The sequence below is a fragment of the Kitasatospora sp. NPDC058190 genome, from assembly GCF_042883685.1.
Lineage (GTDB): Bacteria > Actinomycetota > Actinomycetes > Streptomycetales > Streptomycetaceae > Kitasatospora.
Map to the genome: position 1 here is coordinate 65343 of NZ_JBHVVI010000012.1, position 26288 is coordinate 91630.

Sequence of the window (26288 nt, forward strand, 5' to 3'; positions counted from 1 at the left end):
CGCCCTGCTGCCGGGCTGACCCGGTTCCGCACACCCGTCCACACCCGTCCGCACCCGTCCACCGCCGTACGGACGCCGCTGCCGCGCGCGTCCCGTCCCAAGGACTCCGTCATGACCGAACCGACCTATCCGGACGCTCCGCCGCCGCAGTACCCGACGTCCCCGCCGCCGTACCCGACCGTCCCGCCGCAGCACCCGCACGGCGCTCCCCAGCCCCCGGCCGCGGCCCCGCCGCAGTACCCCACCACCGCACCGGAGTACCCGACCGCGGCCCCGCCGCAGTACCCGGCCCCGGCTCCTCAGTACCCCACCGCACCCCCGCCGCAGTACCCCACCGCGGCCCCGCAGCACCCCACCACCGTCCCGCCGCAGTACGCGCCCCCGCCCCCGCCCCCGCACCAGCCCCCGCAGCAGCCGCCCCGCGTCCCCGCCCAGGGCTTCGCCCCGCCGCCCGCACCGCCGCAGCCGCCCGTACTCGACCCCACGGTCGACATCGACCCGCACACCGGCCGGATCCACATGGCCGCCCGCCAGCGCGGCGCCGACGCCACCACGATCGGTCAGCTGCTGTTCCAGCTCCCGCACTTCCTCTGCAGCCTGCTGGTCGTCACGCTGGTCTCGCTGTTCCTCCCCGAGCCGCTCAACTGGCTGCTGATCGGCGTCTGGGTCGCCTCCGGCGCCCTGGTCTTCCACCGCCCGACGGAGAAGCTCCTCGCCCGCTACCTCTTCCGGATGCGCCCCGCGCTGCACTCCGAGCTGACCCGGCTGGAGCCGATCTGGCACCAGGTGACCGCCAAGGCGGGGGTGAGCCCGGAGTCGTACGACCTGTGGATCGAGGACCACAAGGCGATCAACGCCACCGCCGCCGCCGGACACATCGTCGGCGTGACCCGGTACGCGCTGGAGACCCTCCCCGACGCCCAGCTGGCCGCCGTGCTCGCGCATGAGCTCGGCCACCACCGCGGCGGTCACGCCTGGGCGACCCTGCTCGGCTACTGGTACTCGATGCCGGCCCGGATCGCCTGGGTGGTCTTCCGGTTCGCGGCGGTCATCGCGTTCCAGATCGCCTCGATCTTCTCGCTGCTCGGCGCCCTCGTGGTCGGGGTCGTCGCGGTGGTCCTGGTGGTGGCCGTGGCCCTCTCCTTCCCGCCGCTGCTACTGGTCCTGGTCACGCCGTACCTGCTCGCCGCGGTCGGCCGCCGCTCCGAGCTGCGGGCGGACATCCAGGCTGCCGAGCTCGGCTTCGCCGACGCCATGATCGAGGTCTTCCACGGCTTCCTGCGGGACGAGGAGCAGGCCCTGGCGATTGCCGCGCGGGAGAACGGCGGCCGGGCCGTCCGCCCGGGCCTCGGTCAGCGGCTGCTCTCCACCCACCCCGACACCCACACCCGGATCCGCCGTCTGGAGGACTGGCGCGCGGCGGCGGCCACCGGCGCGCGCTGAACCCGCCCGCCGGGCAGGCCTGCTGAGCACGCCCGGTAACCGGAAACGCCGCAGGGCGGCCACCCCGTGAGGGGTGACCGCCCTGCGATCAGTGACGCGTGACTCAGCCGGTGTACGGGCCGTAGTCGTAGTCGTCCAGCGGAACCGCCTGGCCGGAGCCGGCGCCGAAGGGCGACAGGTCGTAGTCGTCGTAGCCGACGGCCGAGTACATCGCGGCCTTGGCCTCCTCGGTCGGCTCGACCCGGATGTTGCGGTAGCGGGGCAGACCCGTACCGGCCGGGATGAGCTTACCGAGGATGACGTTCTCCTTGAGGCCCAGCAGCGGGTCCGACTTGGCGTGGATCGCCGCGTCGGTGAGGACCCGGGTCGTCTCCTGGAAGGAGGCGGCCGACAGCCAGGACTCGGTGGCCAGCGAGGCCTTGGTGATACCCATCAGCTGCGGACGGCCGGAGGCGGGGTGACCGCCCTCGGAGACCACACGACGGTTCTCGGTCTCGAAGCGGCCGCGCTCGACGAGCTCGCCCGGGAGCAGCTCGGCGTCGCCCGACTCGATGATCGTCACGCGGCGGAGCATCTGCCGGATGATGATCTCGATGTGCTTGTCGTGGATCGACACACCCTGCGAGTTGTAGACCTTCTGGACCTCGGCGACCAGGTGGACCTGGACGGCACGCTGGCCCATGATGCGCAGGACGTCGTGCGGGTTGGTGGCACCCATGGTCAGCTTCTGGCCGACCTCGACCGCCTCGCCCTCGCTGACCAGCAGCTTCACACGCTTAGAGACCGGGTAGGCGATCTCGTCGGTGCCGTCGTCCGGCGTGATGACGATCTTGCGGGTCTTCTCGGTGTCCTCGATCCGCGCCCGGCCGGTGGCCTCCGAGATCGGGGCCACACCCTTGGGGGTACGGGCCTCGAAGAGCTCGACGACACGCGGCAGACCCTGGGTGATGTCGTCACCGGCCACACCACCGGTGTGGAAGGTACGCATGGTCAGCTGGGTGCCGGGCTCACCGATGGACTGGGCGGCGATGATGCCGACCGCCTCACCGATGTCGACCAGCTTGCCGGTGGCCAGCGAACGGCCGTAGCAGAAGGCACAGGTGCCGACGGCCGACTCACAGGTCAGGATCGAGCGGACCTTGACCTCGGCGATGCCGTGGCGGATCAGCTCGTCGATCAGCACGTCACCGAGGTCGGTGTTGGCGGTGGCCAGCAGCTTGCCGTCGACGGTGATGTCCTCGGCGAGCATGCGGGCGTACACGCTGGTCTCGACGTCGTCGGCCTTGCGCAGCACGCCGTCGGCGCCCACGGAACCGATCGACAGCTTCAGGCCGCGCTCGGTGCCGCAGTCCTCCTCGCGAATGATGACGTCCTGGGAGACGTCGACCAGACGACGGGTGAGGTAACCGGAGTCGGCGGTACGGAGGGCGGTGTCGGCCAGACCCTTACGGGCACCGTGGGTGGAGATGAAGTACTCCAGCACGGTGAGACCCTCACGGAACGACGCCTTGATGGGTCGCGGGATGGTCTCGTTCTTGGCGTTCGACACCAGACCACGCATACCGGCGATCTGGCGCATCTGCATCATGTTTCCACGAGCACCCGAGTCGACCATCATGAAGATGGGGTTCGTCTTCGGGAAGTTCGCGGCCATGGCGTCCGCGACCTCGTTGGTCGCCTGGGTCCAGATGCCGACGAGCTCCTGCTTGCGCTCGTCGTTGGTGATCAGACCGCGCTCGTACTGCTTCTGGACCTTCTCCGCCTTCGCCTCGAAGCCCTCCAGGATCTGGGGCTTGCTCGGCGGGACGATGACGTCCGAGATCGAGACGGTGACACCCGAGCGGGTCGACCAGTGGAAGCCGGCCGCCTTCAGGTTGTCCAGGGTCGCCGCGACGACGACCTTGGGGTAGCGCTCCGCCAGGTCGTTGACGATCGCGGAGAGCTGCTTCTTGCCCACCTCGTAGTCGACGAACGGGTAGTCCTCGGGCAGCAGCTCGTTGAAGAGCGCGCGGCCCAGGGTGGTGGTCAGGCGGAAGGGCTCGCCCTCGAACCAGGTCTGCTGGCCGTCCTCGTCCACCGGAGCGGTCCAGCCGCGCGGCGGGACGGTGCCGGCGCCGAGGCGCAGCTCGATCGGGGCCTGGACGTCCAGCTCGCGGGCGTCGAAGGCCATGATCGCCTCGGCGGTCGACGAGAAGGTGCGGCCGGCGCCCTTCACGTTGTCGCGGTCCGAGGTCAGGAAGAACAGACCGAGCACCATGTCCTGGGTCGGCATGGTGACGGGGCGACCGTCGGCCGGCTTCAGGATGTTGTTCGAGGACAGCATCAGGATGCGGGCCTCGGCCTGCGCCTCCGCGGAGAGCGGCAGGTGGACGGCCATCTGGTCACCGTCGAAGTCCGCGTTGAACGCGGTGCAGACGAGCGGGTGGATCTGGATGGCCTTGCCCTCGACCAGCTGCGGCTCGAAGGCCTGGATGCCGAGGCGGTGCAGGGTGGGCGCACGGTTCAGCAGGACCGGGTGCTCGGCGATGACCTCTTCGAGCACGTCCCACACGACCGGGCGGGCACGCTCGACCATGCGCTTGGCCGACTTGATGTTCTGCGCGTGGTTCAGGTCGACCAGGCGCTTCATCACGAACGGCTTGAAGAGCTCCAGCGCCATGGCCTTCGGCAGACCGCACTGGTGCAGCTTGAGCTGCGGGCCGACGACGATGACCGAACGGGCCGAGTAGTCGACTCGCTTGCCGAGCAGGTTCTGGCGGAAACGACCCTGCTTGCCCTTCAGCATGTCGCTGAGGGACTTCAGCGGGCGGTTGCCCGGACCGGTGACCGGACGGCCGCGGCGGCCGTTGTCGAACAGCGCGTCGACGGCCTCCTGGAGCATGCGCTTCTCGTTGTTCACGATGATCTCGGGGGCACCGAGGTCGAGCAGGCGCTTCAGGCGGTTGTTGCGGTTGATCACGCGGCGGTACAGGTCGTTCAGGTCGGAGGTCGCGAAGCGGCCACCGTCCAGCTGCACCATCGGACGCAGGTCCGGCGGGATGACCGGGACGCAGTCCAGCACCATGCCGTTGGGCTTGTTGCTGGTCTGCAGGAACGCGGAGACGACCTTGAGGCGCTTCAGCGCACGGGTCTTCTTCTGGCCCTTGCCGGTGCGGATGATCTCGCGCAGGCGCTCGGCCTCTTCGGCCAGGTCGAAGGTCTCCAGGCGGTCCTTGAGGGCCGCCGCGCCCATCGAGCCGGAGAAGTAGGTGCCGAAGCGGTCGCGCAGCTCGCGGTAGAGCAGCTCGTCGCCCTCGAGGTCCTGGACCTTGAGGTTCTTGAAGCGGGCCCACACCTCGTCGAGGCGGTCGAGCTCGCGCTGCGCGCGGTCGCGCAGCTGCTTCATCTCGCGCTCGGCGCTCTCGCGCACCTTGCGGCGCACGTCGGCCTTGGCGCCCTCGGCCTCCAGCTCGGCCAGGTCGGTTTCGGCCTTCTTGGCGCGGGCCTCGAGGTCGGCGTCGCGACGGTTCTCGATCTGCTGACGCTCGACCGAGACGTGCGCCTCCAGGGACGGCAGGTCGCGCTGGCGGCGCTCGTCGTCGACCCAGGTGATCATGTAGGCGGCGAAGTAGATGACCTTCTCGAGGTCCTTCGGCGCCAGGTCGAGCAGGTAGCCGAGGCGGGACGGCACACCCTTGAAGTACCAGATGTGGGTCACCGGGGCGGCCAGCTCGATGTGGCCCATCCGCTCGCGGCGCACCTTGGCGCGGGTCACCTCGACGCCGCAGCGCTCACAGATGATGCCCTTGAAGCGGACGCGCTTGTACTTGCCGCAGTAGCACTCCCAGTCCCGGGTGGGGCCGAAGATCTTCTCGCAGAAGAGGCCGTCCTTTTCGGGCTTCAGGGTGCGGTAGTTGATGGTCTCCGGCTTCTTGACCTCGCCGTGCGACCACTGGCGGATGTCGTCGGCGGTGGCCAGGCCGATGCGGAGCTCGTCGAAGAAGTTGACGTCAAGCACTGGTCGTCAAGCCCTCTTTCGTAATTCGAGAGTCTTATCTGTGGTCTGAGGGGGGCCTGGGGGCGGGCCGGCGGCTCGGGGCAGCCGGCCCGACCTCCGTCAGACCTCTTCGACGCTGCTCGGCTCGCGCCGGGACAGGTCGATGCCGAGCTCCTCGGCGGCGCGGAACACGTCCTCGTCGGAGTCCCGCATCTCGATGGACTGGCCGTCCGAGGACAGCACCTCCACGTTGAGGCAGAGCGACTGCATTTCCTTGATGAGAACCTTGAAGGACTCGGGAATGCCGGGCTCGGGGATGTTCTCGCCCTTGACGATGGCCTCGTAGACCTTGACTCGGCCGAGGACGTCGTCGGACTTGATGGTGAGCAGCTCCTGCAGTGCGTACGCGGCGCCGTACGCCTCCAGGGCCCACACCTCCATCTCACCGAAGCGCTGACCACCGAACTGCGCCTTACCACCGAGCGGCTGCTGGGTGATCATCGAGTACGGACCGGTCGAACGGGCGTGCAGCTTGTCGTCGACCAGGTGGTGCAGCTTGAGGATGTACATGTAGCCGACCGAGATCGGCATCGGGAACGGCTCGCCGGAGCGGCCGTCGAACAGGCGGGCCTTGCCGGTGGAGTTCACCAGGCGCTCACCGTCACGGGTGAGGGTGGTGTTGTCCAGCAGACCGGTGATCTCGTCCTCGCGGGCGCCGTCGAAGACCGGGGTGGCGAGGTTGGTGCCACCGGTGACCTGGTCGGCGCCGATCGCCTGCAGGCGCTTGGCCCACTCGTCGGCGAGACCGGAGACGTCCCAGCCCTGCTTGGCGAGCCACCCGAGGTGGATCTCCAGGACCTGTCCCGGGTTCATTCGGGACGGGACACCCAGCGGGTTGAGGATGATGTCGACCGGGGTGCCGTCCTCGAGGAAGGGCATGTCCTCGACCGGGAGGATCTTGGAGATGACACCCTTGTTGCCGTGGCGGCCGGCGAGCTTGTCACCGTTGGTGATCTTGCGCTTCTGGGCCACGTAGACGCGGACCAGCTGGTTCACGCCCGGGGGAAGCTCGTCGCCCTCCTCGCGGTCGAAGACGCGGACGCCGATGACCTTGCCGGACTCACCGTGCGGGACCTTCAGCGAGGTGTCGCGGACCTCACGGGCCTTCTCACCGAAGATCGCGCGGAGCAGGCGCTCCTCGGGGGTCAGCTCGGTCTCACCCTTCGGGGTGACCTTGCCGACGAGGATGTCACCGGTGACGACGTCGGCGCCGATCCGGATGATGCCGCGCTCGTCGAGGTCGGCGAGGACCTCCTCGGAGACGTTCGGGATGTCCCGGGTGATCTCCTCGGGGCCGAGCTTGGTGTCACGGGCGTCGACCTCGTGCTCCTCGATGTGGATCGAGGAGAGGACGTCGTCCTGCACGAGGCGCTGCGACAGGATGATCGCGTCCTCGTAGTTGTGACCCTCCCACGACATGAACGCCACGAGCAGGTTCTTGCCGAGGGCCATCTCGCCCGCGTCGGTGCAGGGGCCGTCGGCCAGCACCTGGCCGGACTCGACCCGGGCACCCTCGTCCACGAGCACCTTCTGGTTGAAGGAGGTGCCCTGGTTGGAGCGGGTGAACTTGGCGGCGCGGTACGTGGTGTACGTGCCGTCGTCGTTGGCCACGGTGACGTAGTCGGCCGAGACCTCCTGGACCACACCGGCCTTCTCGGCGGTGATCACGTCGGCGGCGTCGACGGCACAGCGGTACTCCATGCCGGTACCGACCAGCGGGGCCTCGCTCTTCAGCAGCGGCACCGCCTGGCGCATCATGTTCGAGCCCATGAGCGCGCGGTTGGCGTCGTCGTGCTCGAGGAAGGGGATCATGGCGGTCGCGACCGACACCATCTGGCGCGGCGAGACGTCCATGTAGTCGACCTCGGAGCCCGGCACGTAGTCGATCTCGCCGCCACGGCGGCGGACCAGGACGCGCGGCTCGGCGAAGTGGTTGTCCGCGGTCAGCGGAGCGTTCGCCTGGGCGATGACGTAGCGGTCCTCCTCGTCGGCGGTCAGGTAGTCCACCTGGTCCGTCACGAGGCCGGTCTCGTCGACCTTGCGGTACGGGGTCTCGATGAAGCCGAAGGCGTTGACCCGGCCGTACGAGGCCAGCGACCCGATCAGACCGATGTTCGGGCCTTCCGGGGTCTCGATCGGACACATGCGGCCGTAGTGCGAGGGGTGCACGTCACGGACCTCGAAGCCGGCGCGCTCACGGGAGAGACCACCGGGACCGAGGGCGGACAGACGACGCTTGTGGGTCAGGCCCGACAGCGGGTTCGTCTGGTCCATGAACTGCGACAGCTGGCTGGTGCCGAAGAACTCCTTGATGGAGGCGACGACCGGCCGGATGTTGATCAGGGTCTGCGGCGTGATCGCCTCGACGTCCTGGGTGGTCATGCGCTCGCGCACGACGCGCTCCATGCGGGCGAGACCCGTACGGACCTGGTTCTGGATGAGCTCGCCGACGTTGCGCAGGCGGCGGTTGCCGAAGTGGTCGATGTCGTCGACCTCGACCACGATGTCGCGGCCGGTCTCGTCGCGCCACTCGGTCTCACCGGCGTGCAGCTTCACCAGGTACTTGATCGCACCGATGATGTCGGGCTCGGTGAGCACGCCGGAGTCCAGCGACTCGGCGTTGCCCAGCTTGCGGTTGAGCTTGTACCGGCCGACCTTCGCGAGGTCGTAGCGCTTCGGGTTGAAGTACAGGTTCTCCAGAAGCGTCTGCGCGGCCTCGCGCGTCGGCGGCTCGCCCGGACGCAGCTTGCGGTAGATGTCCAGCAGCGCGTCGTCCTGGCCCTGGGTGTGGTCCTTCTCCAGGGTGTTGCGCATCGACTCGTACTCGCCGAACTCCTCGAGAATCATCTCGTTGGTCCAGCCGAGAGCCTTGAGCAGCACGGTGACGGACTGCTTGCGCTTACGGTCGATGCGGACGCCGACCATGTCGCGCTTGTCGATCTCCATCTCCAGCCAGGCACCACGCGAGGGGATGACCTTGCAGGAGTAGATGTCCTTGTCGGACACCTTGTCCAGGGTGGAGTCGAAGTACACACCCGGGGAGCGGACCAGCTGCGACACGACGACACGCTCGGTGCCGTTGATCACGAACGTGCCCTTGTGGGTCATGAGCGGGAAATCGCCCATGAAGACCGTCTGAGACTTGATCTCACCGGTCTCGTTGTTGGTGAACTCGGCCGTGACGAAGAGCGGAGCCGCGTACGTGAAGTCGCGGTCCTTGCACTCGTCAATGGAGTTCTTCGGCGGCTCGAAACGGTGGTCGCGGAAGGTCAGGGACATCGACCCGCTGAAGTCCTCGATCGGGGAGATCTCCTCGAAGATCTCCTCCAGACCGGACTTGGTGGGGACGTCCTGACCGGACTCCAGCGCCTCCTCGACCCGGGTCTTCCAGGCCGCGTTGCCGAGCAGCCAGTCAAAGCTCTCGGTCTGCAGGGCCAGGAGGTTCGGGACCTCGAGGGGCTCCTTGATCTTCGCGAAGGAGACGCGGAGCGGGGCGGTGGATGCGGCGGAATTGTTCGAGGCGTTGCGCGGCGCGGCCAAGAGGGGGGTCCTTCCGAGGGCTCGGAGCTCACTACGCGCGTACCAGCCGGGCCTGCTTGAGCCTAGGTGCCGCCTCCCACCACCGGCCTCTGCCGGAGTCGAAACCCCAGGTCAGAGCCGCTTTGCGGAGGCGGTGCCAGACCCCTTCAGGGCAACGCAAACTCCGGGCGACGAGTCACGGAGAAGCTAACAGGCAGCGCAAAGGGACAGTGTAGCCAAAGGCCACACTGCTGTCCAGCTCTGATTCGGAGACCGAATCGGAGACTCCTCCCGGTAGCCGGCGGACGCGTGCGCCCACCGGGTACTGCTCTAACTCACGTGGAGTCATTTCCCGCCGGAGCCGCTGGTTATGCATCCAGCCGCAAACCAACCGGGCGGACTCGCGCCTTGAGAATCGCGCGCCGCGCCGGGTTCGTCAAGGGCCCGCCGGCGGTGCGGACCTCGACCCGTTCATCGGCCCGGAGCCCTCCGGCGTTACAGAAGCCGTGGTGGGGGCCACAGCCGATGACGGTGATCACCATACTCCTCGGCGCCGACAGTGCCGAGTGGGCGTTCGGCCACACCGGTGGTTCGGGACGGCCTCCGGAAACGCGGAAAGGCCGGGCCGACCACCCGCAAGGGTGATCGGCCCGGCCTCAGGCCCCCTCAGAGGGGGCGAGAAGTCACTTGACGGTGACCTTGGCGCCGGCACCCTCGAGGGCGGCCTTGGCCTTCTCGGCAACGTCCTTGGCAACCTTCTCCAGGACCTTGGCACCAGCGGTGTCAACGAGGTCCTTGGCCTCCTTCAGGCCGAGGGAGGTCAGGGTGCGCACCTCCTTGATGACCTGGATCTTCTTGTCGCCGGCGGACTCGAGGATGACGTCGAACTCGTCCTGCTCCTCAGCGGCCTCGACCGGGGCACCGGCAACGCCGGCGGCGGCAACGGCGACCGGGGCGGCAGCGGTGACGTCGAACTTCTCCTCGAAGGCCTTCACGAAGGCAGCGAGCTCGATGAGGGTGAGCTCCTCGAACTGCGCGAGCAGCTCGTCCTGGGTCAGCTTCGCCATGATTGGCGTCCTTCCACTAAATCGGCAGGTGGTGCCGGATGTACGGGTTGGCGGGCGTACGGGCCCGCAGCGAGGCGTGAGCCTGCGGAATTACTCCGCGGCCTCGTCCTCGGCGGCGGGAGCCGGCGTACCGGCACCGCCCTGCTCGACCTTGTCGCGCAGCGCGTCCACGGTGCGGACGAGCTTCGACGGCAGGGCCTGGAAGAGCGCGGCAGCCTGGGACTGCTTGGCCTTCAGGGCACCCGCCAGCTTGGCGAGCAGCACCTCGCGGGACTCGAGGTCCGCGAGCTTCTTGATCTCATCGGCGGACAGCGCCTTGCCGTCAAGGACACCGCCCTTGATGATGAGAGCGGGGTTCTCCTTGGCGAAGTCACGCAGAGCCTTCGCCGACTCCACCGGGTCACCGGTGACGAAGGCGACAGCCGTCGGACCGTTGAACAGGTCGTCCAGCTCGGAGATCCCGGCCTCGTTGGCCGCGATCTTGGTCAGCGTGTTCTTCACCACGGCGTACTCGGCGTTGTCGCCGAGCGAGCGACGCAGGGTCTTGACCTGCTTCACCGAGAGACCGCGGTACTCGGTCAGCAGCGCCGCGGAGGAGCCACGGAACTTGTCCGTGATCTCGGCGACGGCAGCAGCCTTGTCGGGCCTGGCCATAGGCTTACGCCTCCTTCCGTGATGTCGAAGTCCGGCCGACCGTGAAGTCGACCATTCACACCTCGAACCGACCGGACGGAAGGAAAGCTCCTGCGGAAACGCAATGAGCCCCGGTGCGCAGGCGCACGGGGCTCGAAACGACCTCGACGGGCGACCCACGCGAACGCGGACCCGGAAATCGAAGCTCCAGACACACCTGCGCGGGCTGCCTGCGCTAGGCGCAGATCCTTCGGCCACCGACTCCCTCACGGGCGCTCGGCGACAACCAGCGGTCTTTGGCTTCGGCAACAATAACCGGACCGTTCGTACGGTGCAAATCGCCCCCGGAGCCCCCGGGCGGGTGAAGGCCCGGGGCCGGCTCAGCGGGCCAGCGGGGAGACCGTCCGGACCCCGGTGTCCACGGTGTCCGTCTCGGCCGGGGCCTGGGCCGAGAGCAGCGGCCCGGCGAAGTCCGAGTAGAGCACCGAGTCGTCCGCCCGGCCGCTGTCCCCGGTGCCGGTGCGCTGCAGCCGGACCAGCTGGTCCTTGTCGTTGAGCCAGAGGTCCACGGTGAGCGAGAGCGAGCCGCCGGGCGCCAGGGCCGCCCGCAGGCCGTCCCGGCGGGCCTGGCTCAGCTGGGTCTGGGCGGCGGCGTACTTCTCGGCGGTGGTGGTCACCCGGTAGTGCTCGACGGTCGAGTCCTCGTACTTCTCCTCGCCGACGAAGATCGGGTCCACCCCGTCGGCGGTGGCCGCGGCCAGCGCCTCGACCGGATTCAGCTGGTCGATCAGCCCCGCGTACGGGACCTCCTTGTGACCGTCCGGTCCGGGCGGGACGGTGAAGCGCTCCCAGTGCTTGCCGCCGTTGCGGGCCGCGGTCGCGGCGTCGCCGCCCTGGTAGGCGACGGTGTCCACGACGATCAGCTGCTCGGCCTCGGCCGGGGTGGAGCGCTTGATCTGCAGCGCCGTCTTGGGCGCCCAGAACAACGAGCCGGAGCCGGCGTCGGCGCCCAGCCGGTAGCTGGCCTTGGCCCGGCGGGCGGTCTGCGCGGCCAGCTCGGCGGAGAGCAGCACGCCGTGCGGCGACCGGTCGGTCGGCTTGGCCGGACCGGTCGGGGTCGCGCTGGTCGACGGGGCACTGGTGGACGTCGGACTGCCGGACGGCGTGCCGGCGGCGTCGTCGCCCCCGCCGCAGCCGGTCAGCCCGCTCGCGAGCACGGCGACCGCGGCCAGCGCCGCCAACCGCTGCCGTCCCGCCATCGTCCGTTCCTCTCTCACCCGGGCCACCTTGCCATCCGGACCGGGCCGGGCCGGAGCCGCCCCCCGGGCCCGGCTCCTCCGGCCCCGACCCGTCCACCGGTCGGACGAGTCGAGCGCCGGAACGGGGACCGGGATCAGCTGCCGGAGCCGCCTTCGCTGAGCTTCGCCAGGTCGGCGAGGGTGAGGAAATCAGCCGGGGTGGAGGCGATGACCGGCGTGCCGTAGTCCGAGTAGCTCACGGAGACGTTCATCTGTCCGGCCTTGGTGTCGGCCTGCTCCGTCCGCTTGACCACCAGCTGGTCGGCGTCGACCCAGACGTCGACCTGCTCGCTGGTGACACCGGCCTTGTCCAGGTTCTGCTTGATCCGGTCGACCTGCTCCTGGGTCACGCCCAGGCCGCTCGCCTTGATCAGGTCGGCGGCGGCGAGCTCGCCGGAGTAGTGGGTGGCGGCCTTGCCGTCCACCGTCTCCTGGCCGACCTCGGTGACCTTGCCGCTGGCGATCAGCGTCCGGACGCCCTGGACCGGGTCCGCGCTCTGCAGCTGGTCGGTCGAGCCGCCGGAGGCCTTGGACATCTCCTCCTTGCTGTAGCGCAACCAGCGCGGGCCGCCGCCGCTCTGGACCATCTGGCCGCCCAGGCCCATGTACATCGCGTCCTTGGTGTACAGGTAGTGCACCTTCGGCCCACCGGTCATCGGCTCCAGGACCTTGGCCATCGGGGAGCCCGTCAGGTCCATGGTCAGGTCGGCCTCCAGGCCGTCGGACCAGCCCATCGCCCCCTGACCCTTCATGGTGACCTGGCCGATCGTGATCGTCTCGGTGACCTTGGCCGACTTGGCGGCGCTGGTCTTCTGGGTGACCTGCTCCAGGTAGACCGCCGGGCTCACCTTGGCCGGGGTGGCGGCGGCGGACGAGGTGGCCGCGGCGGCGGCCGAGCTCGGCGCGGCCGGGGCCGCCGGGGCGGCGTTCTTGCTGTCGTCGTTGTTGTTGCACGCGGTCGCGGTCAGCGCCAGGGCGGCGAGGACGACGGCGACGGCGGCCTTGCGGGTTCCAGCCATTGGTTCCCCCCTTGAGAACCCCCGGGCGCGCGGTGCGCCCGGGGCGGTAGCCGGTGGTCGGTGCGGATCGAGCGGGTGCGGGACCGGCTCAGCCGAACAGCTTGAGCAGGTCGGCCTCGGGGCCGAGGTCGCCGGCGGCGGGCGCCTCGATCTTGTCGCCCTTGCCCAGGTCGGAGTACTTGACGGTGACGGCCTTCGACTCGCCGTTCGTGTCGCCGAACTCCTGGTACTTCACGAGCTCCTGCTTGCCGTTCAGCCAGAAGTCGATGGTGAGGGTCTTGCCGTCCTCCTCCAGCAGCTTCTGGACGGACTGGCGCTGCTCCGGCGAGAGCGCGGTCATCCCGGCCACCAGGACCGAGGTGTCCTCGACCGACCGCAGGTGGGTGGTCTGGACGCCGTCCACGGTCTCCTGGCCGACCTTGCTCAGCTTGCCGCTCTGGGCGGCGACGGTGAGCTGGGCGACCGGGTTCATCATCTGGCCCATCACCAGGAAGGCACCGCCGATCTTCTCCGAGGCGGGCACCTTGACCCAGTGCTTGCCGCCCAGGGCCGGGGCGCCGGCGTCGTCGCCGCCGACGTACGCGTCCGTCCCGACCACCCGGACCTTGAGCTTCTTGCCCTCCATGTCGGCGGCCAGGTCCACGGAAACCTTGGCCGGGTCCTTCCAGTCGGCGGTGCCGCCGCCACCGAGGTTGGAGGTGTCCAGGGAGGTCATGGCGACCTTGCCGTTGCCGGCCTTCTGCATCACCAGGGCGGAGGCGGCCAGCGCGGCCTTCGGGTCTCCGGTCAGCGCGCCCGCGAGCGAGCCCGGGTCCTGCGCGGAGGCACTCTTGGCGTCGGTGCTCTTGGCGTCGCTGCCGCCCTTGCTGCCGCAGGCGGTGAGAGCGGCCAGCAGGACGGCGGCGGTGGCGACGGTCGAGGCGAGGCGCACAGCGCGCATGGAGGTACCCCCGTAGGTTCTTCGGAAGAGCCGATCCTCAGCTTCTTCTCACGCGGACTCTAACGGATCGCCGGATCCCTTCCGCACCGGATATCCCCTCTCCCGTCACCCGGTTGCGGCGGCCGTCGTGTCCCCCGTGCCGGAGGCTGAGACGTCCGTCGTGGTCACGGTGGTTCCGGCGCTCCCCCGAGCCGTCTCACGCAACCTCAACAACCGCTGGCCGGGGCCGACCCAGACGTCGTAGCCGATCTCCGCCACCCCTTGCCGGCGGTACCAGTCGACCACCACGGCGAGCTGCTGCGGGCTCAACTCCCGGTCCGCGCCGAAGTAGTCGGCCACCGGCGCGGAGCCCTGGTAGTGCGCGACGGTCAGTCCGGCGAGCTGCTCGCCGCCGAGCGAGCCGAGCCGGTCGGTCTGGGCCATCGCGTACGCCCGGCTGCCCGGGTTGGTGACCAGGTCGGTGGTCCAGCCGCCCGCGTAGTCGGCCGGGGCGGCCCCGGCCTTCGGGTCGAGCGACTCGGCGGTGGCGCGGTCCGCGTGCTTGGCCACGCCGCCCTGGTAGGCGAGGTCGATCGCGCCGTCCCGGAGGGTCAGCTGACCGGTGCCCAGTTCGTCGGTGACGGTCAGCGCGGCCTCGTCCCGGTCGCCCCAGGCCAGCGTGCCGCTCGCGGTGCGCTTGCCGGACGCGCTCTCCCGCACCACGTCGATCCGGGCGCCGCCGGTGTCGTCCAGCGCCTGGGCGGCCGTGAGCACCACCTGCTTGGGCGGCACCGGCGCCGGCCCACCGGGGACGCGGGTGCCGGGGGCGGCCAGGACGCTGCAACCGGTGACGGCGCCGAGCAGCAGCAGGGCCGCCGCGAGCGCGGCGGGGCGAAGGGCGGGCGGCACGGCACACTCCTGCGGTCACAGGTTCTCCACATGATCTGACCGGCAGAGCGTACGACGCTTCGGGCATACGTTCCCATCCGCCCGTGTCCCGATCCGGCAACCGTTTCGGCGGCCCTTCCCGGGGCCCTTCGGCGGCACCTTCCGCACCGACGAACGACGGCGGGCCCGCACCCCCCGGTGAAGGGGGTACGGGCCCGCCGTGCGGACTGCTCTAGAGCACTGGGGCTCAGACCGCGGCCGGGTCCTCCTCGACGAGGAGGTTGCGGGTGCGGTTCGGGTCCACCTGGATGCCGGGGCCCATGGTGGTCGAGAACGCGGTCTTCTTGATGTAGCGGCCCTTGGCGGCGGACGGCTTGGCGCGGAGCACCTCGTCCAGCGCGGCGGCGTAGTTCTCGACCAGCTGCTCGTCGGTGAAGGAGGCCTTACCGATGATGAAGTGCAGGTTCGAGTGCTTGTCGACGCGGAACTCGATCTTGCCGCCCTTGATCTCGTTCACAGCCTTGGCGGTGTCCGGGGTCACGGTGCCGGTCTTCGGGTTCGGCATCAGACCACGGGGGCCGAGCACGCGGCCCAGGCGACCGACCTTGCCCATGAGGTCCGGGGTGGCGACGACGGCGTCGAAGTCGAGGCGGCCCTTGGCGACCTCGTCGATGAGCTCGTCGGAGCCGACGATGTCGGCACCCGCAGCACGCGCGGCCTCGGCACGCTCGCCGGTCGCGAAGACCAGGACCCGAGCGGTCTTACCGGTGCCGTGCGGGAGGATCACGGTGCTGCGGACCATCTGGTCGGCCTTGCGCGGGTCGACGCCCAGACGCATGGCGACCTCGACGGTGCCGTCGAACTTGGTGGTGCTGGTCGCCTTGGCGAGGCGGACGGCCTCGAGGGGGGCGTAAAGGCGCTCGCGGTCGACCTGAGCGTCCGCGGCCTTCAGAGCCTTGCTGCGCTTCACTGCTGCTCCTGAATGGTGATTGGAGTTGTGGTAGTCAACGGGCCTGCGCAGGCCCTACCACAGGGGGACGAGAAGAGGAATCAGCCCTCGACCGTGATGCCCATCGACCGGGCGGTGCCGGCGATGATCTTCTCCGCCGCGTCCAGGTCGTTGGCGTTCAGGTCGGGCATCTTGGTGGTGGCGATCTCGCGGACCTGGGCGCTGGTGAGCTTGGCGACCTTGGTCTTGTGCGGCTCGCTGGAGCCCTTCTCGATACCGGCGGCCTTCAGGATGAGGCGCGCGGCCGGCGGCGTCTTCGTGATGAAGGTGAAGGAACGGTCCTCGTAGACCGTGATCTCCACCGGCACGATCATGCCGCGCTGCGACTCGGTCGCAGCGTTGTAGGCCTTGCAGAACTCCATGATGTTGACGCCGTGCTGGCCCAGCGCGGGGCCGACCGGCGGCGCCGGGTTGGCCGCACCGGCGTTGATCTGGAGCTTGATAAGCCCCGTGATCTTCTTCTTCTTGGGAGGCATGTCTCTCCGGGTCCTTCCGAGAGGTGATTGCTGGTGCGTGCGGAACCGGGGCGACACCCGGCCGCCAGCACACACATCGGACCAGGCTAACGCGTCCGCGCCGCTGGACCAAAACGGATTCGGGGCAGGGCCCTCGGCCCTGCCCCGAATCCGAAGACCGTATGACTAGTTCTTCTGGATCTGGTCGAAGGAGAGCTCGACCGGGGTCTCCCGGCCGAAGATCTCGACCAGGCCCTTGACCTTCTTCGAGTCGGGGTTGATCTCGTTGATGGTCGCCTGCAGGGTCGCGAACGGGCCGTCGGTGACGGTGACCGAGTCGCCGACCTCGAAGTCCAGCACCTGGATCTCGGTCGGCTTGACCGGCGAGGGCTTGCCGGCCTCCTTGGCGGCCTGGCGCTCGACGTCCGGGGCGAGCATCTTGACGACCTCGTCCAGGGTCAGCGGGTACGGGTCGTAGGCGTTGCCGACGAAGCCGGTGACACCGGGGGTGTTGCGCACGACGCCCCAGGACTCGGGGGTGAGGTCCATGCGCACCAGGACGTAGCCGGGGAGCTTGTTCTGGCGGATGGTCTTGCGGTCGCCGTTCTTGATCTGGACGACCTCCTCCTGCGGCACCTCGGCCTGGAAGATGTACTCCTCGACGTTCAGCGAGACGGCGCGCTGCTCCAGGTTCTGCTTCACCCGGTTCTCGTAGCCGGCGTAGGTGTGGATCACGTACCACTCACCCGGCATGAAGCGCAGGTCCTCGCGGAACTTGGCGACCGGGTCGACCTCGGCGGCGTCCTCGACGGACTCCTCGACGACGTCCTCGTCGGCGGCGAGCTCCTCGGTGCCGTCCTCCGCCGCGGCGACCTCCACGTGCAGCGCGGCCTCCTCGGCGGGCTCGCCGGCCTCGGCCTCGTCGTAGGCCTCGACCTCGTCCTCGTCGCTGTCCGAGGCGTCCACGATCTGCTCGGCGGTCTCGGCGTCGTCAGCCAGCTCGGCCGCGTCCAGCTCGGCGGCGACATCCGCCTCGCGGACGGTCTCGTCGGCGTCGTACAGGGGGGACTCAGACACGGTGGCTGCTTCTTTCCTGGAGATGGTGAAGGTGGCGCGCTCCGAAACCGGACCGGCGCGCGGCCGCTCGCGCGGGCGCCAGGAGAGGTCTCGGAGACTTCAACAGTACCGAGTCCACGGTACGCGCGCGTACGTCCGCCGCCGACAGCTCGACCCGGGCCGAGAAATTCGGCCCGGGTCGGGAGGTCGTTTCGAAGGTGGGGCGGCCGGTCAGCCGAAGACCAGAAGGCTCAGCTTGGAGAGGCCGTAGTCCAGGCCGGCGACGAAGCCCATCACGACCACGACGAAGGTCACCACGACAGTGGTGTAGTTGGTCAGCTCGTTCCGGGAGGGCCAGACGACCTTGCGCAGCTCGGCGATGATCTGCCGGTAGAACAGGCCCATCCGCGCGAACAGGCCCTTCTTGGCCCGCTTGCCGGACTTCTTCTTGCCGGACTTCTTGTCGCCCTCGGCAGACGTGGTCTCGGCAGCGCCGTCGGCCCCCTCGGGGTTGCCGCTCTCAGGCGTTGCGGTGGAGCCCGTGGTCTCCGTCACTCGTCCTCACCTGAATCCGGGTCCGGCCGAACATCACCTGCGTACCCGTTTGAGGCACGAGCGGTCGGCTTAAGCGGTGCTGATCGGTGCCCTCTCCGCATCAAGCCCGCTCGCTCTGTGGAGCGAACGGGCTGATAACGGATCAAGCAGCAGGGCAAGAGGGACTCGAACCCCCAACCGCCGGTTTTGGAGACCGGTGCTCTACCAATTGAGCTATTGCCCTACAGAGCCTCGCGGCTCCTGATGGCGACCAACCTACCGTATCTCCCCCCGCTGTCTGCACAGGCGGTGAAAGCTCCGGTCTTTTTCGGTGGCCGTCGAGGAGCGAGTGTACGTGGTCGAGGGGTGTTTGGTCGAACCTCTTCTTCCGGGGCCACCGGCCGCCCGGCAGATGTCCGGCCCGGCGCGGCGATCACCGGCGGATCGGCGGGAGCCGTGATGCGGACGGAGCCGTACGGATACTGAAACCGCGATGCCCGGTCCGTCCCGGTTCTGCGACGATGCAGGCATGAGCGCTTCCACCCCGCAGCCCGACCAGTCCATCCGCCCCGCCGACCGCCGGGTCTCCGCCCGGATCGGCGCGATCGCCGAGTCCGCGACCCTCGCCGTGGACGCCAAGGCCAAGGCCCTCAAGGCCGCCGGCCGCCCGGTGATCGGCTTCGGTGCCGGCGAGCCCGACTTCCCCACGCCGGACTACATCGTCGAGGCGGCCGTCGAGGCCTGCCGCGACCCGAAGAACCACCGTTACACCCCGGCGGGTGGCCTGCCCGAGCTGAAGGCCGCGGTCGCCGCGAAGACGCTGCGCGACTCCGGCTACCGGGTGGACGCGTCCCAGGTGCTGGTCACCAACGGCGGCAAGCAGGCGATCTACGAGGCCTTCGCGGCGATCCTGGACCCGGGCGACGAGGTCATCGTCCCGGCCCCGTACTGGACCACCTACCCGGAGTCGATCCAGCTGGCCGGCGGTGTCCCGGTGGAGGTCGTCGCCGACGAGACCACCGGCTACAAGGTCTCGGTCGAGCAGCTGGAGGCCGCCCGCACCGAGAACACCAAGGTGGTGCTCTTCGTCTCGCCGTCCAACCCGACCGGCGCGGTGTACACCCGGGCCGAGGCCGAGGCGATCGGCCGCTGGGCGCTGGAGCACGGCCTGTGGGTGCTCACCGACGAGATCTACGAGCACCTGGTCTACGGCGACGCGGAGTTCACCTCGCTGCCGGCCATGCTGCCCGAGCTGGCCGACAAGTGCATCGTGGTCAACGGTGTCGCCAAGACCTACGCGATGACCGGCTGGCGGGTGGGCTGGGTGATCGGCCCCCAGGACGTGATCAAGGCCGCGACCAACCTGCAGTCGCACGCCACCTCGAACGTCTCCAACGTCGCCCAGCGCGCCGCGATCGCCGCCGTCTCCGGCGACCTGTCCGCGGTGCACGAGATGCGCACCGCCTTCGACCGCCGCCGCAAGACCATCGTGCGGATGCTCAACGAGATCGAGGGCGTCGTCTGCCCCGAGCCCGAGGGCGCCTTCTACGCCTACCCGTCGGTCAAGGGCCTGCTGGGCAAGGAGATCCGCGGCCGGCGCCCGCAGACCTCCGGCGAGCTGGCGAGCCTGATCCTGGACGAGGTCGAGGTCGCCGCCGTCCCGGGTGAGGCCTTCGGCACTCCCGGCTACCTGCGGTTCTCCTACGCGCTCGGCGACGAGGACCTGGTCGAGGGCATCAGCCGGATCCAGAAGCTGCTCGGCGAGGCCCGCGACTGACGTCCCACGTCAACTGGACGTTCGGGATTCACCCGGCACACCGCCCTCTTTCACCCCTTCGGGGGACGGAAAGGGGGCGGTTCCCGTTTGGGGGCCGCATACGGCAGTATCGGCGAATGGAACGCCTGTTGAACCCGCGAGACGTCAGGGGCCTCCCGAAGGCCCACCTGCACCTGCACTTCACCGGCTCGATGCGGCCCGCCACCCTGCTCGAGCTGGCCGACAAGCACGGCGTCCGGCTGCCGGAGGCGCTCAGCTCCGGCGAACCGCCCCGACTGCGGGCCACCGACGAACGCGGCTGGTTCCGCTTCCAGCGCCTCTACGACACCGCCCGCTCGGTGCTCCGGGACGAATCGGACATCCGCCGGCTGGTCCTGGAGACGGCCGAGGACGAGAAGCGGGACGGCTCCCGCTGGCTGGAGATCCAGGTCGACCCGACCTCCTACGCGCCCCGGCTGGGCGGGCTGATCCCCGCGCTGGAGCTGATCCTGGACGCGGTGGAGCACGCCGCCGGGGCCACCGGGGTGGGCATCCGGGTGCTGGTCGCGGCCAACCGGATGAAGTCCCCGATGGACGCCCGGACGCTGGCCCGGCTCGCCGTCCGGTACGCCGACCACGGCGTGGTCGGCTTCGGCCTCTCCAACGACGAGCGCCGCGGCCTGGCCCGGGACTTCGACCGGGCCTTCGCGATCGCCCGCAAGGGCGGGCTGCTGGCCGCCCCGCACGGCGGTGAGCTGGCCGGGCCGGAGTCCGTGCGGGACTGCCTGGACGACCTGGGCGCAGGCCGGATCGGCCACGGCGTGCGGGCCGCCGAGGACCCGCGGCTGATGGCCCGGCTCGCGGACCGCCAGGTCACCTGCGAGGTCTGCCCGTCCTCCAACGTCTCGCTCGGCGTCTACGAGCGCCCCGAGGACGTCCCGCTGCGCAAGCTGTTCGACGCCGGGGTGCCGCTGGCGCTCGGCGCGGACGACCCGCTGCTGTTCGGCAGCCGGCTCGCCGCCCAGTACGACCTGGTCCGCGACGTGCTGGGCTTCAGCGACGCCGAGCTCGCCGAGCTGGCGCGGCAGTCGGTGCGCGGCTCGTGCGCGCCGGAGGCCGTCCGCAAGGAACTGCTGGCGGACATCGACGCCTGGCTGGTGGACGGGCGCGGCGCCGCTTAGAGCTCGACGCCCACCATCACCGGCTCGTTCACGAGCTCCACCCCGAAGACCTCCCTGACCCCGTCCCGGATCTCCCGGGCCAGCGCCAGCAGGTCCTCGGCGGTGGCCGAGCCGCGGTTGGTGAGCGCCAGGGTGTGCTTGGTGGAGAGGGTCGCCGGGCCACTGCCGTAGCCCTTGCCGAAGCCCGCCTTGTCGATCAGCCAGGCCGCCGAGGTCTTGGTGCAGCCCTCCGGGGCCGGGTAGGCGGGGGCGTTCTCGGCGCCCGGGCGGGTGCGGAAGGACTCGTACTGCGCGGCCGTGAGCACCGGGTTGGTGAAGAAGGAGCCGGCCGACCAGGTGTCGTGGTCCGCCGGGTCCAGCACCATGCCCTTGCCGGAGCGCAGCTTCAGCACCGCCTCGTACGCCTGCCCCAGCGGCACCCGCTCGCCCTGCTCGACGCCGAAGTGCTTGGCCACCTCGGCGTACTTGACCGGGCTGGAGAGGCCCGCGTGGTCCGTCAGGGCGAACCGCACCCGCAGCACCACGTAGCGGTCCGGCTCCGCCTTGAAGCGGCTGTGGCGGTAGGAGAACGCGCACTCGGCGTTCGTCAGGGTGGCCACCCGGTCGTCGACGCGGTCGTACGCGACCACCTCGGTGATCGTCTGGGCGACCTCCTGGCCGTACGCGCCGACGTTCTGCACCGGGGTCGCGCCGGCCGAACCGGGGATGCCGGCCAGGAACTCGACGCCGGCCAGGCCGTGCTCGCGCACCGCACGGGTGACCGCCTCCGACCACACCTCGCCGGCCGCCAGCTCCAGCACCGCGCCGTCCAGGGCGAAACCGGTGGTGGCGATCCGCAGCACCGTGCCGGGAAAGCCGGCGTCGCCGATCACCAGGTTGGAGCCGCCGCCCAGGACCAGCAGCGGCTCGCCGGCCGCGTCGGCCTCGCGGACGGCGGCGATCACCTCGTCGTCGGTGCGGGCGGTCACCAGGCGGCGGGCCGGGCCGCCGAGCCGGAGCGTGGTCAGCGGGGCGAGGGGGGCGTCGTTTTCTACCAGCACGCCCACCAGCGTACGGGTGCGGGGGCGGCCGGCCCGCCGCCCCCGTGGCCGGAGCCCCCGGGCCCTGGCGGGCTCGGCGGCCTCCGGAAGGACGAAAACCGCCCCGGAGGCCCGTCGAGCGGGCCTCCGGGGCGGCCGATCAGCGGCAGCCCCGGTCAGCGAAGGGGCCGCGGCTCAGGCGAGCCGGACGACCGCCTTGGACATCCCGAGCACCTTCTGCCCGCCGGTGGTGGCCAGCAGGTCGACCTGCACCTTGCGGTCGTCCAGCTTCTTGGCGACCTTGGCGGAGACCTCGACCACCGCGCCGACCCCGTCGTTCGGCACCGGCACCGGACGGACGAAGCGGACGCCGTACTCGACCACCGCGGCCGGGTCGCCGGCCCAGTCGGTGACCACCCGGATCGCCTCGGCCATGGTGAACATGCCGTGCGCGATGACGTCCGGCAGGCCGACCTCCAGCGCGAACTTCTCGTTCCAGTGGATCGGGTTGAAGTCGCCGGAGGCACCCGCGTACTGCACCAGCGTGGCGCGGGTCACCGGGAAGGACTGCGCCGGGAGCTCGGTGCCGACCTCGACCTCGTCGTAGTTGACCGTCATGCCACTCACTCCCCCGCCTCGTCGGCGGCCCGGGCCACCAGCGTCATGATCGACGTCACCACGTGCTCGCCGCTCTCGTCCGCCACCTCGCCGCGCACGGTGAGCACGTCGTTGCCCGCCAGCGACTTGATGTTGTCGATGGTGATCGCGACCGTCAGCCGGTCGCCGGCCTGCACCGGGCGGGTGTAGACGAACTTCTGGTCGCCGTGCACCACCCGGCTGTAGTCCAGGCCCAGGTCCGGGTCCTCGACCACCTGGCCGGCCGCGCGGTAGGTGATCACGAACGGGAAGGTCGGCGGGGCGATCACGTCCCGGTGGCCGAAGGCCTTCGCCGCCTCCGCGTCGGTGTACGCGGGGTTGGCGTCCCCGATCGCGATCGCGAACTCGCGGATCTTCTCCCGGCCGACCTCGTACGGCTCGGTGGGCGGGTAGCTACGTCCGATGAAGGAGGGGTCGAGCGCCATGGCAGCTCCTCGAAACGCGGGTGGATACGAAAAAACTCCGGGCCGCACCCCCGTTGAGGGATGCGGCCCGGAGCAGAAGACCTGAATTCACACAGGCCCGACGCCCTGTGACAGGGTCAGCGGGTCTCGCGGTGCGCGGTGTGCGAGTTGCAGCGGGGGCAGTGCTTCTTCATCTCAAGACGGTCCGGGTCGTTACGCCGGTTCTTCTTGGTGATGTAGTTCCGCTCCTTGCACTCCACGCAGGCCAGCGTGATCTTCGGGCGGACGTCGGTGGCAGCCACGGGAGTGCCTTCCTTGGACAGCGAATAAGAACACAACAAGAGTAGCCGACCGGGAGTGCGATCTCCCGACCGACTACGCGGGGTAGCGGTGACCGGACTTGAACCGGTGACACAGCGATTATGAGCCGCTTGCTCTACCAACTGAGCTACACCGCCACAGTGATCCGCAGAACAGCCGGAGCTGACTGCTTCTCACCAGAGCCCCCATGCGGAATCGAACCGCAGACCTTCTCCTTACCATGGAGACGCTCTACCGACTGAGCTATAGGGGCGAACGAGGAAGAGATTACACGTTCCGCGCCCAGAGGTGAAATCCGTATCCCGAGGCGAAGACCGCAGGTCGGCGAGGTGGACGGGCGACCGATCCAAGGCAGGGCGTTCGACGGGCCCGCGAGCCGTGCGCCCCGACCCGATACGACTATTGCCCGCCTCCCGGCGCCCCGCCCCCGCGCGCCATAGGCTCGACCCTCATTGACCGGGACACCGGCCGATCCCCACGGAGCCGATCCCGACCGGCCCCACCGGTCCCACCGGTCCCACCGGTCCCACTGGTCCCCACTGGGCAGCGCGAGAAGGAGCCGGCGATGGACAGCGCAGCCGCCGACGGGCCGCACTCCGGGCCCGGCCCGGCGGCCAACCCGCTCGGGCACGGCCCGGTCCTGCTGCTCGCCAACGCCCGACTGGCCGACGGACGGATGGTGGACGTCCGGATCAGCGGCGACCGGATCCAGGCCGTCGGCACCGCCGGCAGCCTCGGCCCGCTGCCCGCCCTGCCCGGCGCGCCCATCGTCACCACCGGCGCCCGGATCGACCTCAAGGGCTACCTGCTGCTCCCCGCCCCCGCCGAGGCGCACGCCCACTACGACGCCGCCTTCTCCGCCGCCCTGCCCGCCCCGCCGCCGGAGACCCCCACCGACCTCACCCGCCGGATCACCGAGGCCGCGCTCACCTCGCTCGGCTACGGCGCAACCGCCCAGCGCACCCACGTCCGGATCGGCGACGTGCACGGGCTGCGCCGGCTGGAGGCGGTGCTCACCGCCCGGCAGGCGCTGCGGGGCCTCGCCGAGCTCCAGGCGGTGGCGATGCCCCGACTGCTCACCGGCCGGACCGGCGCGGACGGGCGGGCACAGCTGCGCGAGGCGCTCAAGCTCGGCGCCACCGCGGCCGGCGGCTGCCCGGAGCTGGACCCGGACCCGGCCGGGTACGTGCAACTGCTGCTGGAGGCCGCCCGGGAGGCGGACTGCCCGGTGGACCTGCACACCACCGCCGCCGACGCGGCCCAACTGGCCCGCCTGGCCGGCGCGTTGGCCCCACTTCGGCCGCGGGTGTCGCTCGGGCCGTGCGGGGCGCTGGCCCGGGGCGCCTCCACCGTGCTGGCGACCAGCGGGGTGCGGGTGGTCTGCCTGCCGCAGAACGGCGGGTGCACCGGGCTGGAGGGCCGGGTGACCGGACTGCGGCCGGGCCTGGTACGGGAGTTGGCCTCGGCCGGGGTGCCGCTGGCGGCGGGCAGCGGCGCACTGCGGGACCCGTCCAACCCGGTCGGCCGGGCCGATCCACTGGAGTCGGCCTATCTGCTCGCCGCGGGCGGGGAGTTGGACCCGGACACGGCGTACGACGCGGTGGCGAACCAGGCCCGGGCGGCGCTCGGGCTGCCGCCGGTCCGGGTGGACGCGGGCTTCCCGGCGGAGCTGCTGGCGGTGCGCGGGGACAGCCTGGCCGGGGCGCTCGCGGGCGGGCACAGCCGGCTGGTGGTGCACAGCGGCCGCGTGGTCAGCCGGACCAGCGCGGTGCGGGAGTTCGCGGACACCGTGGCGCTGGCGCTGCCCCGGCAGTCCGACGGCGCGGACGACTGAGGCCCGTACCCGGGGAGAGCACGCACCCCCGGACGTCGCGTAGCGGCGAAATCAAAGGGGCGCGCGACGTGCGTCGCGCGCCCCTCCCCCACCTGCTGGCCGCCTTGGCGGCGGCTGGAGAGCGGCCCCGGGCTTCCCCCACACGGAGCAGGGCCCGCTCGTTCCAGCACTGACGCTACGCCCACGGAACACCGCCGCCGACCGGCCTTGACACTCTCCTGTCGCCCGCCGAGCCGCCCTTGACGGCTCGTTGACGCCCTCAGAGGGCGTTCGATAGGGGATTCCCCCCAACTGTCCGGCTTTCGATCACCCGGCACGGACTCGGTTCCAGGATCTCGTGGCGGCCGGGTCCGTGTCCGCGATATTGATCAACTGTGACGGAACGACGCCGGTACCCCTCGGACCTGAAGGACGATCAGTGGGAGCTCATCGAGCCCATGCTGCTGGAGTGGCGACGCACCCGCGCCGAAGGACGTGAGCCCACGACCGGGCTGCGCGAGGTGGTCAACGCGATCCTCTACGTCGCGCGGACCGGCATCGCGTGGCGCTACCTGCCGCACGACTTCCCGCCCCACACCACCGTCTACGGCTACTTCAAGGAGTGGGAACGCGACGGCACCACCGAGCGGATCCACGACACACTCCGTGACCAGCTGCGGGCGAAGAAGGGCCGCCGGATCCTGCCGAGCGCCGCGATCATCGACGCCCAGTCGGTGAAGGCCTCGCCGAACGCCCCGGCCGACAGTCAGGGCTACGACGGCGGCAAGCGGGTCAAGGGCCGCAAGCGCCACATCGCCACCGACACCCTCGGCCTGCTCCTGGTCCTGATCGTCACCGCTGCCGGTGTCCAGGACTCGGCGGGCGGCAAGCAGGTCCTGGACACCCTCGCCGCCCAGTGGCCCACGGTGACCAAAGCGTGGGTGGACGCCGGCTACAACAACGCCGTCGTCAAGCACGGCGCCGCACTCGACATCGACGTCGAGGTCGTGGCCCGGGACAAGGAGCAGAAGGGCTTCGTCGTCCAGCCGATCCGCTGGCGCGTGGAGCAGACCTTCGGGATCATGTCCCGGTACCGGCGGCTCCATCGCGACTACGAGGAACTGCCGGACCGGTCACGCTCGATGATCCATTGGACCATGGTCAACTCGATGACCACCCGGCTGACCGCCAGCCCGGACAGAACCGGACAATACCTCCGCCCGAAACCGCTTGCGGCAGCCTAAATCGGTATCGAACGCCC

General features: G+C 70.1%; 21 protein-coding genes and 3 tRNA genes. 5 read left to right on the plus strand and 19 right to left on the minus strand.

What is annotated here, in order from left to right; genetic code table 11:
- Positions 1–111 precede the first annotated feature (111 nt).
- Positions 112–1443: a M48 family metalloprotease gene (locus ACFVWU_RS08160; protein WP_387617000.1), complete on the plus strand. Its 1332-nt coding sequence runs from the start codon at positions 112–114 to the stop codon at positions 1441–1443.
- 103 nt (positions 1444–1546) lie between these two features.
- Here the strand turns inward: ACFVWU_RS08160 and ACFVWU_RS08165 are convergent, their stop codons facing one another.
- From ACFVWU_RS08165 to ACFVWU_RS08225, 13 genes are all read right to left on the minus strand, one after another.
- On the minus strand, positions 1547–5440 hold the full coding sequence (locus ACFVWU_RS08165) for a DNA-directed RNA polymerase subunit beta' (protein WP_387617002.1): 3894 nt from the start codon (positions 5438–5440) through the stop codon (positions 1547–1549).
- Between the two features lie 99 nt (positions 5441–5539).
- On the minus strand, positions 5540–9019 hold the full coding sequence (gene rpoB, locus ACFVWU_RS08170) for a DNA-directed RNA polymerase subunit beta (protein WP_387617004.1): 3480 nt from the start codon (positions 9017–9019) through the stop codon (positions 5540–5542).
- A gap of 662 nt (positions 9020–9681) precedes the next feature.
- Positions 9682–10065: a 50S ribosomal protein L7/L12 gene (rplL, locus tag ACFVWU_RS08175; protein WP_387617006.1), complete on the minus strand. Its 384-nt coding sequence runs from the start codon at positions 10063–10065 to the stop codon at positions 9682–9684.
- A 90-nt stretch (positions 10066–10155) separates the two neighbouring features.
- Positions 10156–10719, minus strand: coding sequence for a 50S ribosomal protein L10 (gene rplJ, locus ACFVWU_RS08180; protein ID WP_030290437.1), 564 nt, complete (start codon positions 10717–10719; stop codon positions 10156–10158).
- Positions 10720–11078: 359 nt separating this feature from the next.
- Positions 11079–11957, minus strand: a complete 879-nt coding sequence (locus ACFVWU_RS08185) for a hypothetical protein (protein ID WP_387617008.1) — start codon at positions 11955–11957, stop codon at positions 11079–11081.
- Positions 11958–12091: 134 nt separating this feature from the next.
- Positions 12092–13015 carry a hypothetical protein gene (locus tag ACFVWU_RS08190; protein WP_387617010.1) on the minus strand — a complete coding sequence of 308 codons (924 nt, stop codon included), beginning with the start codon at positions 13013–13015 and terminating at the stop codon, positions 12092–12094.
- A gap of 88 nt (positions 13016–13103) precedes the next feature.
- Positions 13104–13955 carry a hypothetical protein gene (locus ACFVWU_RS08195; protein WP_387617012.1) on the minus strand — a complete coding sequence of 284 codons (852 nt, stop codon included), beginning with the start codon at positions 13953–13955 and terminating at the stop codon, positions 13104–13106.
- Between the two features lie 105 nt (positions 13956–14060).
- Positions 14061–14843, minus strand: coding sequence for a hypothetical protein (locus ACFVWU_RS08200; RefSeq protein ID WP_387617014.1), 783 nt, complete (start codon positions 14841–14843; stop codon positions 14061–14063).
- Between the two features lie 226 nt (positions 14844–15069).
- Positions 15070–15792, minus strand: coding sequence for a 50S ribosomal protein L1 (rplA, locus tag ACFVWU_RS08205; protein WP_387617016.1), 723 nt, complete (start codon positions 15790–15792; stop codon positions 15070–15072).
- Between the two features lie 80 nt (positions 15793–15872).
- Positions 15873–16307 carry a 50S ribosomal protein L11 gene (rplK, locus tag ACFVWU_RS08210; protein ID WP_387617018.1) on the minus strand — a complete coding sequence of 145 codons (435 nt, stop codon included), beginning with the start codon at positions 16305–16307 and terminating at the stop codon, positions 15873–15875.
- Positions 16308–16472: 165 nt separating this feature from the next.
- Complete coding sequence (gene nusG / locus ACFVWU_RS08215; protein WP_387617020.1) at positions 16473–17363, minus strand: transcription termination/antitermination protein NusG; 891 nt, start codon at positions 17361–17363, stop codon at positions 16473–16475.
- Positions 17364–17573: 210 nt separating this feature from the next.
- Positions 17574–17897, minus strand: a complete 324-nt coding sequence (secE, locus tag ACFVWU_RS08220; RefSeq protein WP_387617022.1) for a preprotein translocase subunit SecE — start codon at positions 17895–17897, stop codon at positions 17574–17576.
- Positions 17898–18047: 150 nt separating this feature from the next.
- Positions 18048–18120 (minus strand) — tRNA-Trp (locus ACFVWU_RS08225).
- Positions 18121–18405: 285 nt separating this feature from the next.
- On the opposite strand from ACFVWU_RS08225, the gene ACFVWU_RS08230 reads away from it, so the two are divergent.
- Positions 18406–19653, plus strand: coding sequence for a pyridoxal phosphate-dependent aminotransferase (locus ACFVWU_RS08230; protein ID WP_387617024.1), 1248 nt, complete (start codon positions 18406–18408; stop codon positions 19651–19653).
- Positions 19654–19769: 116 nt separating this feature from the next.
- Positions 19770–20813 (plus strand): adenosine deaminase, encoded by a 1044-nt coding sequence (locus ACFVWU_RS08235; protein ID WP_387617026.1) that lies wholly within the window; start codon positions 19770–19772, stop codon positions 20811–20813.
- On the opposite strand, the gene ACFVWU_RS08240 is transcribed toward ACFVWU_RS08235, so the two are convergent.
- The 6 genes from ACFVWU_RS08240 to ACFVWU_RS08265 form a co-directional block, all read right to left on the minus strand.
- On the minus strand, positions 20810–21853 hold the full coding sequence (locus ACFVWU_RS08240) for a UDP-N-acetylmuramate dehydrogenase (protein ID WP_387617028.1): 1044 nt from the start codon (positions 21851–21853) through the stop codon (positions 20810–20812). The two genes, ACFVWU_RS08235 and ACFVWU_RS08240, sit on opposite strands and share 4 nt — an antisense overlap.
- A 174-nt stretch (positions 21854–22027) precedes the next feature.
- Positions 22028–22450 (minus strand): MaoC family dehydratase, encoded by a 423-nt coding sequence (locus ACFVWU_RS08245; protein WP_380608311.1) that lies wholly within the window; start codon positions 22448–22450, stop codon positions 22028–22030.
- A 5-nt stretch (positions 22451–22455) separates the two neighbouring features.
- The gene (locus tag ACFVWU_RS08250) at positions 22456–22914 is read right to left on the minus strand and encodes a MaoC family dehydratase N-terminal domain-containing protein (protein WP_380608312.1); all 459 of its coding nucleotides are present in this window, start codon (positions 22912–22914) and stop codon (positions 22456–22458) included.
- Positions 22915–23030: 116 nt separating this feature from the next.
- A complete protein-coding gene (gene rpmG, locus ACFVWU_RS08255; RefSeq protein WP_006604855.1) occupies positions 23031–23195 on the minus strand; it encodes a 50S ribosomal protein L33 in 165 nt (54 codons plus the stop codon).
- 83 nt (positions 23196–23278) lie between these two features.
- Positions 23279–23351 (minus strand) — tRNA-Met (locus ACFVWU_RS08260).
- A 43-nt stretch (positions 23352–23394) separates the two neighbouring features.
- Positions 23395–23467, minus strand: a tRNA-Thr gene (locus ACFVWU_RS08265).
- A gap of 312 nt (positions 23468–23779) precedes the next feature.
- Here ACFVWU_RS08265 and ACFVWU_RS08270 point away from each other — a divergent pair.
- Positions 23780–25048: a hydrolase gene (locus ACFVWU_RS08270; RefSeq protein WP_387617031.1), complete on the plus strand. Its 1269-nt coding sequence runs from the start codon at positions 23780–23782 to the stop codon at positions 25046–25048.
- Between the two features lie 374 nt (positions 25049–25422).
- A complete protein-coding gene (locus ACFVWU_RS08275; protein WP_387617033.1) occupies positions 25423–26271 on the plus strand; it encodes an IS5 family transposase in 849 nt (282 codons plus the stop codon).
- Positions 26272–26288: the final 17 nt, after the last annotated feature.

Coding starts and splice junctions, on each gene's coding strand:
- ACFVWU_RS08270 (WP_387617031.1), top strand. CDS start 23,780: ATGGACAGCGCAGCCGCCGACGGGCCGCACTCCGGGCCCGGCCCGGCG.
- rplJ (WP_030290437.1), bottom strand. CDS start 10,719: ATGGCCAGGCCCGACAAGGCTGCTGCCGTCGCCGAGATCACGGACAAG.
- ACFVWU_RS08250 (WP_380608312.1), bottom strand. CDS start 22,914: ATGGCGCTCGACCCCTCCTTCATCGGACGTAGCTACCCGCCCACCGAG.
- ACFVWU_RS08195 (WP_387617012.1), bottom strand. CDS start 13,955: ATGCGCGCTGTGCGCCTCGCCTCGACCGTCGCCACCGCCGCCGTCCTG.
- ACFVWU_RS08245 (WP_380608311.1), bottom strand. CDS start 22,450: ATGACGGTCAACTACGACGAGGTCGAGGTCGGCACCGAGCTCCCGGCG.
- ACFVWU_RS08230 (WP_387617024.1), top strand. CDS start 18,406: ATGAGCGCTTCCACCCCGCAGCCCGACCAGTCCATCCGCCCCGCCGAC.
- rplK (WP_387617018.1), bottom strand. CDS start 16,307: ATGCCTCCCAAGAAGAAGAAGATCACGGGGCTTATCAAGCTCCAGATC.
- ACFVWU_RS08235 (WP_387617026.1), top strand. CDS start 19,770: ATGGAACGCCTGTTGAACCCGCGAGACGTCAGGGGCCTCCCGAAGGCC.
- ACFVWU_RS08185 (WP_387617008.1), bottom strand. CDS start 11,957: ATGGCGGGACGGCAGCGGTTGGCGGCGCTGGCCGCGGTCGCCGTGCTC.
- rplL (WP_387617006.1), bottom strand. CDS start 10,065: ATGGCGAAGCTGACCCAGGACGAGCTGCTCGCGCAGTTCGAGGAGCTC.
- ACFVWU_RS08190 (WP_387617010.1), bottom strand. CDS start 13,015: ATGGCTGGAACCCGCAAGGCCGCCGTCGCCGTCGTCCTCGCCGCCCTG.
- ACFVWU_RS08160 (WP_387617000.1), top strand. CDS start 112: ATGACCGAACCGACCTATCCGGACGCTCCGCCGCCGCAGTACCCGACG.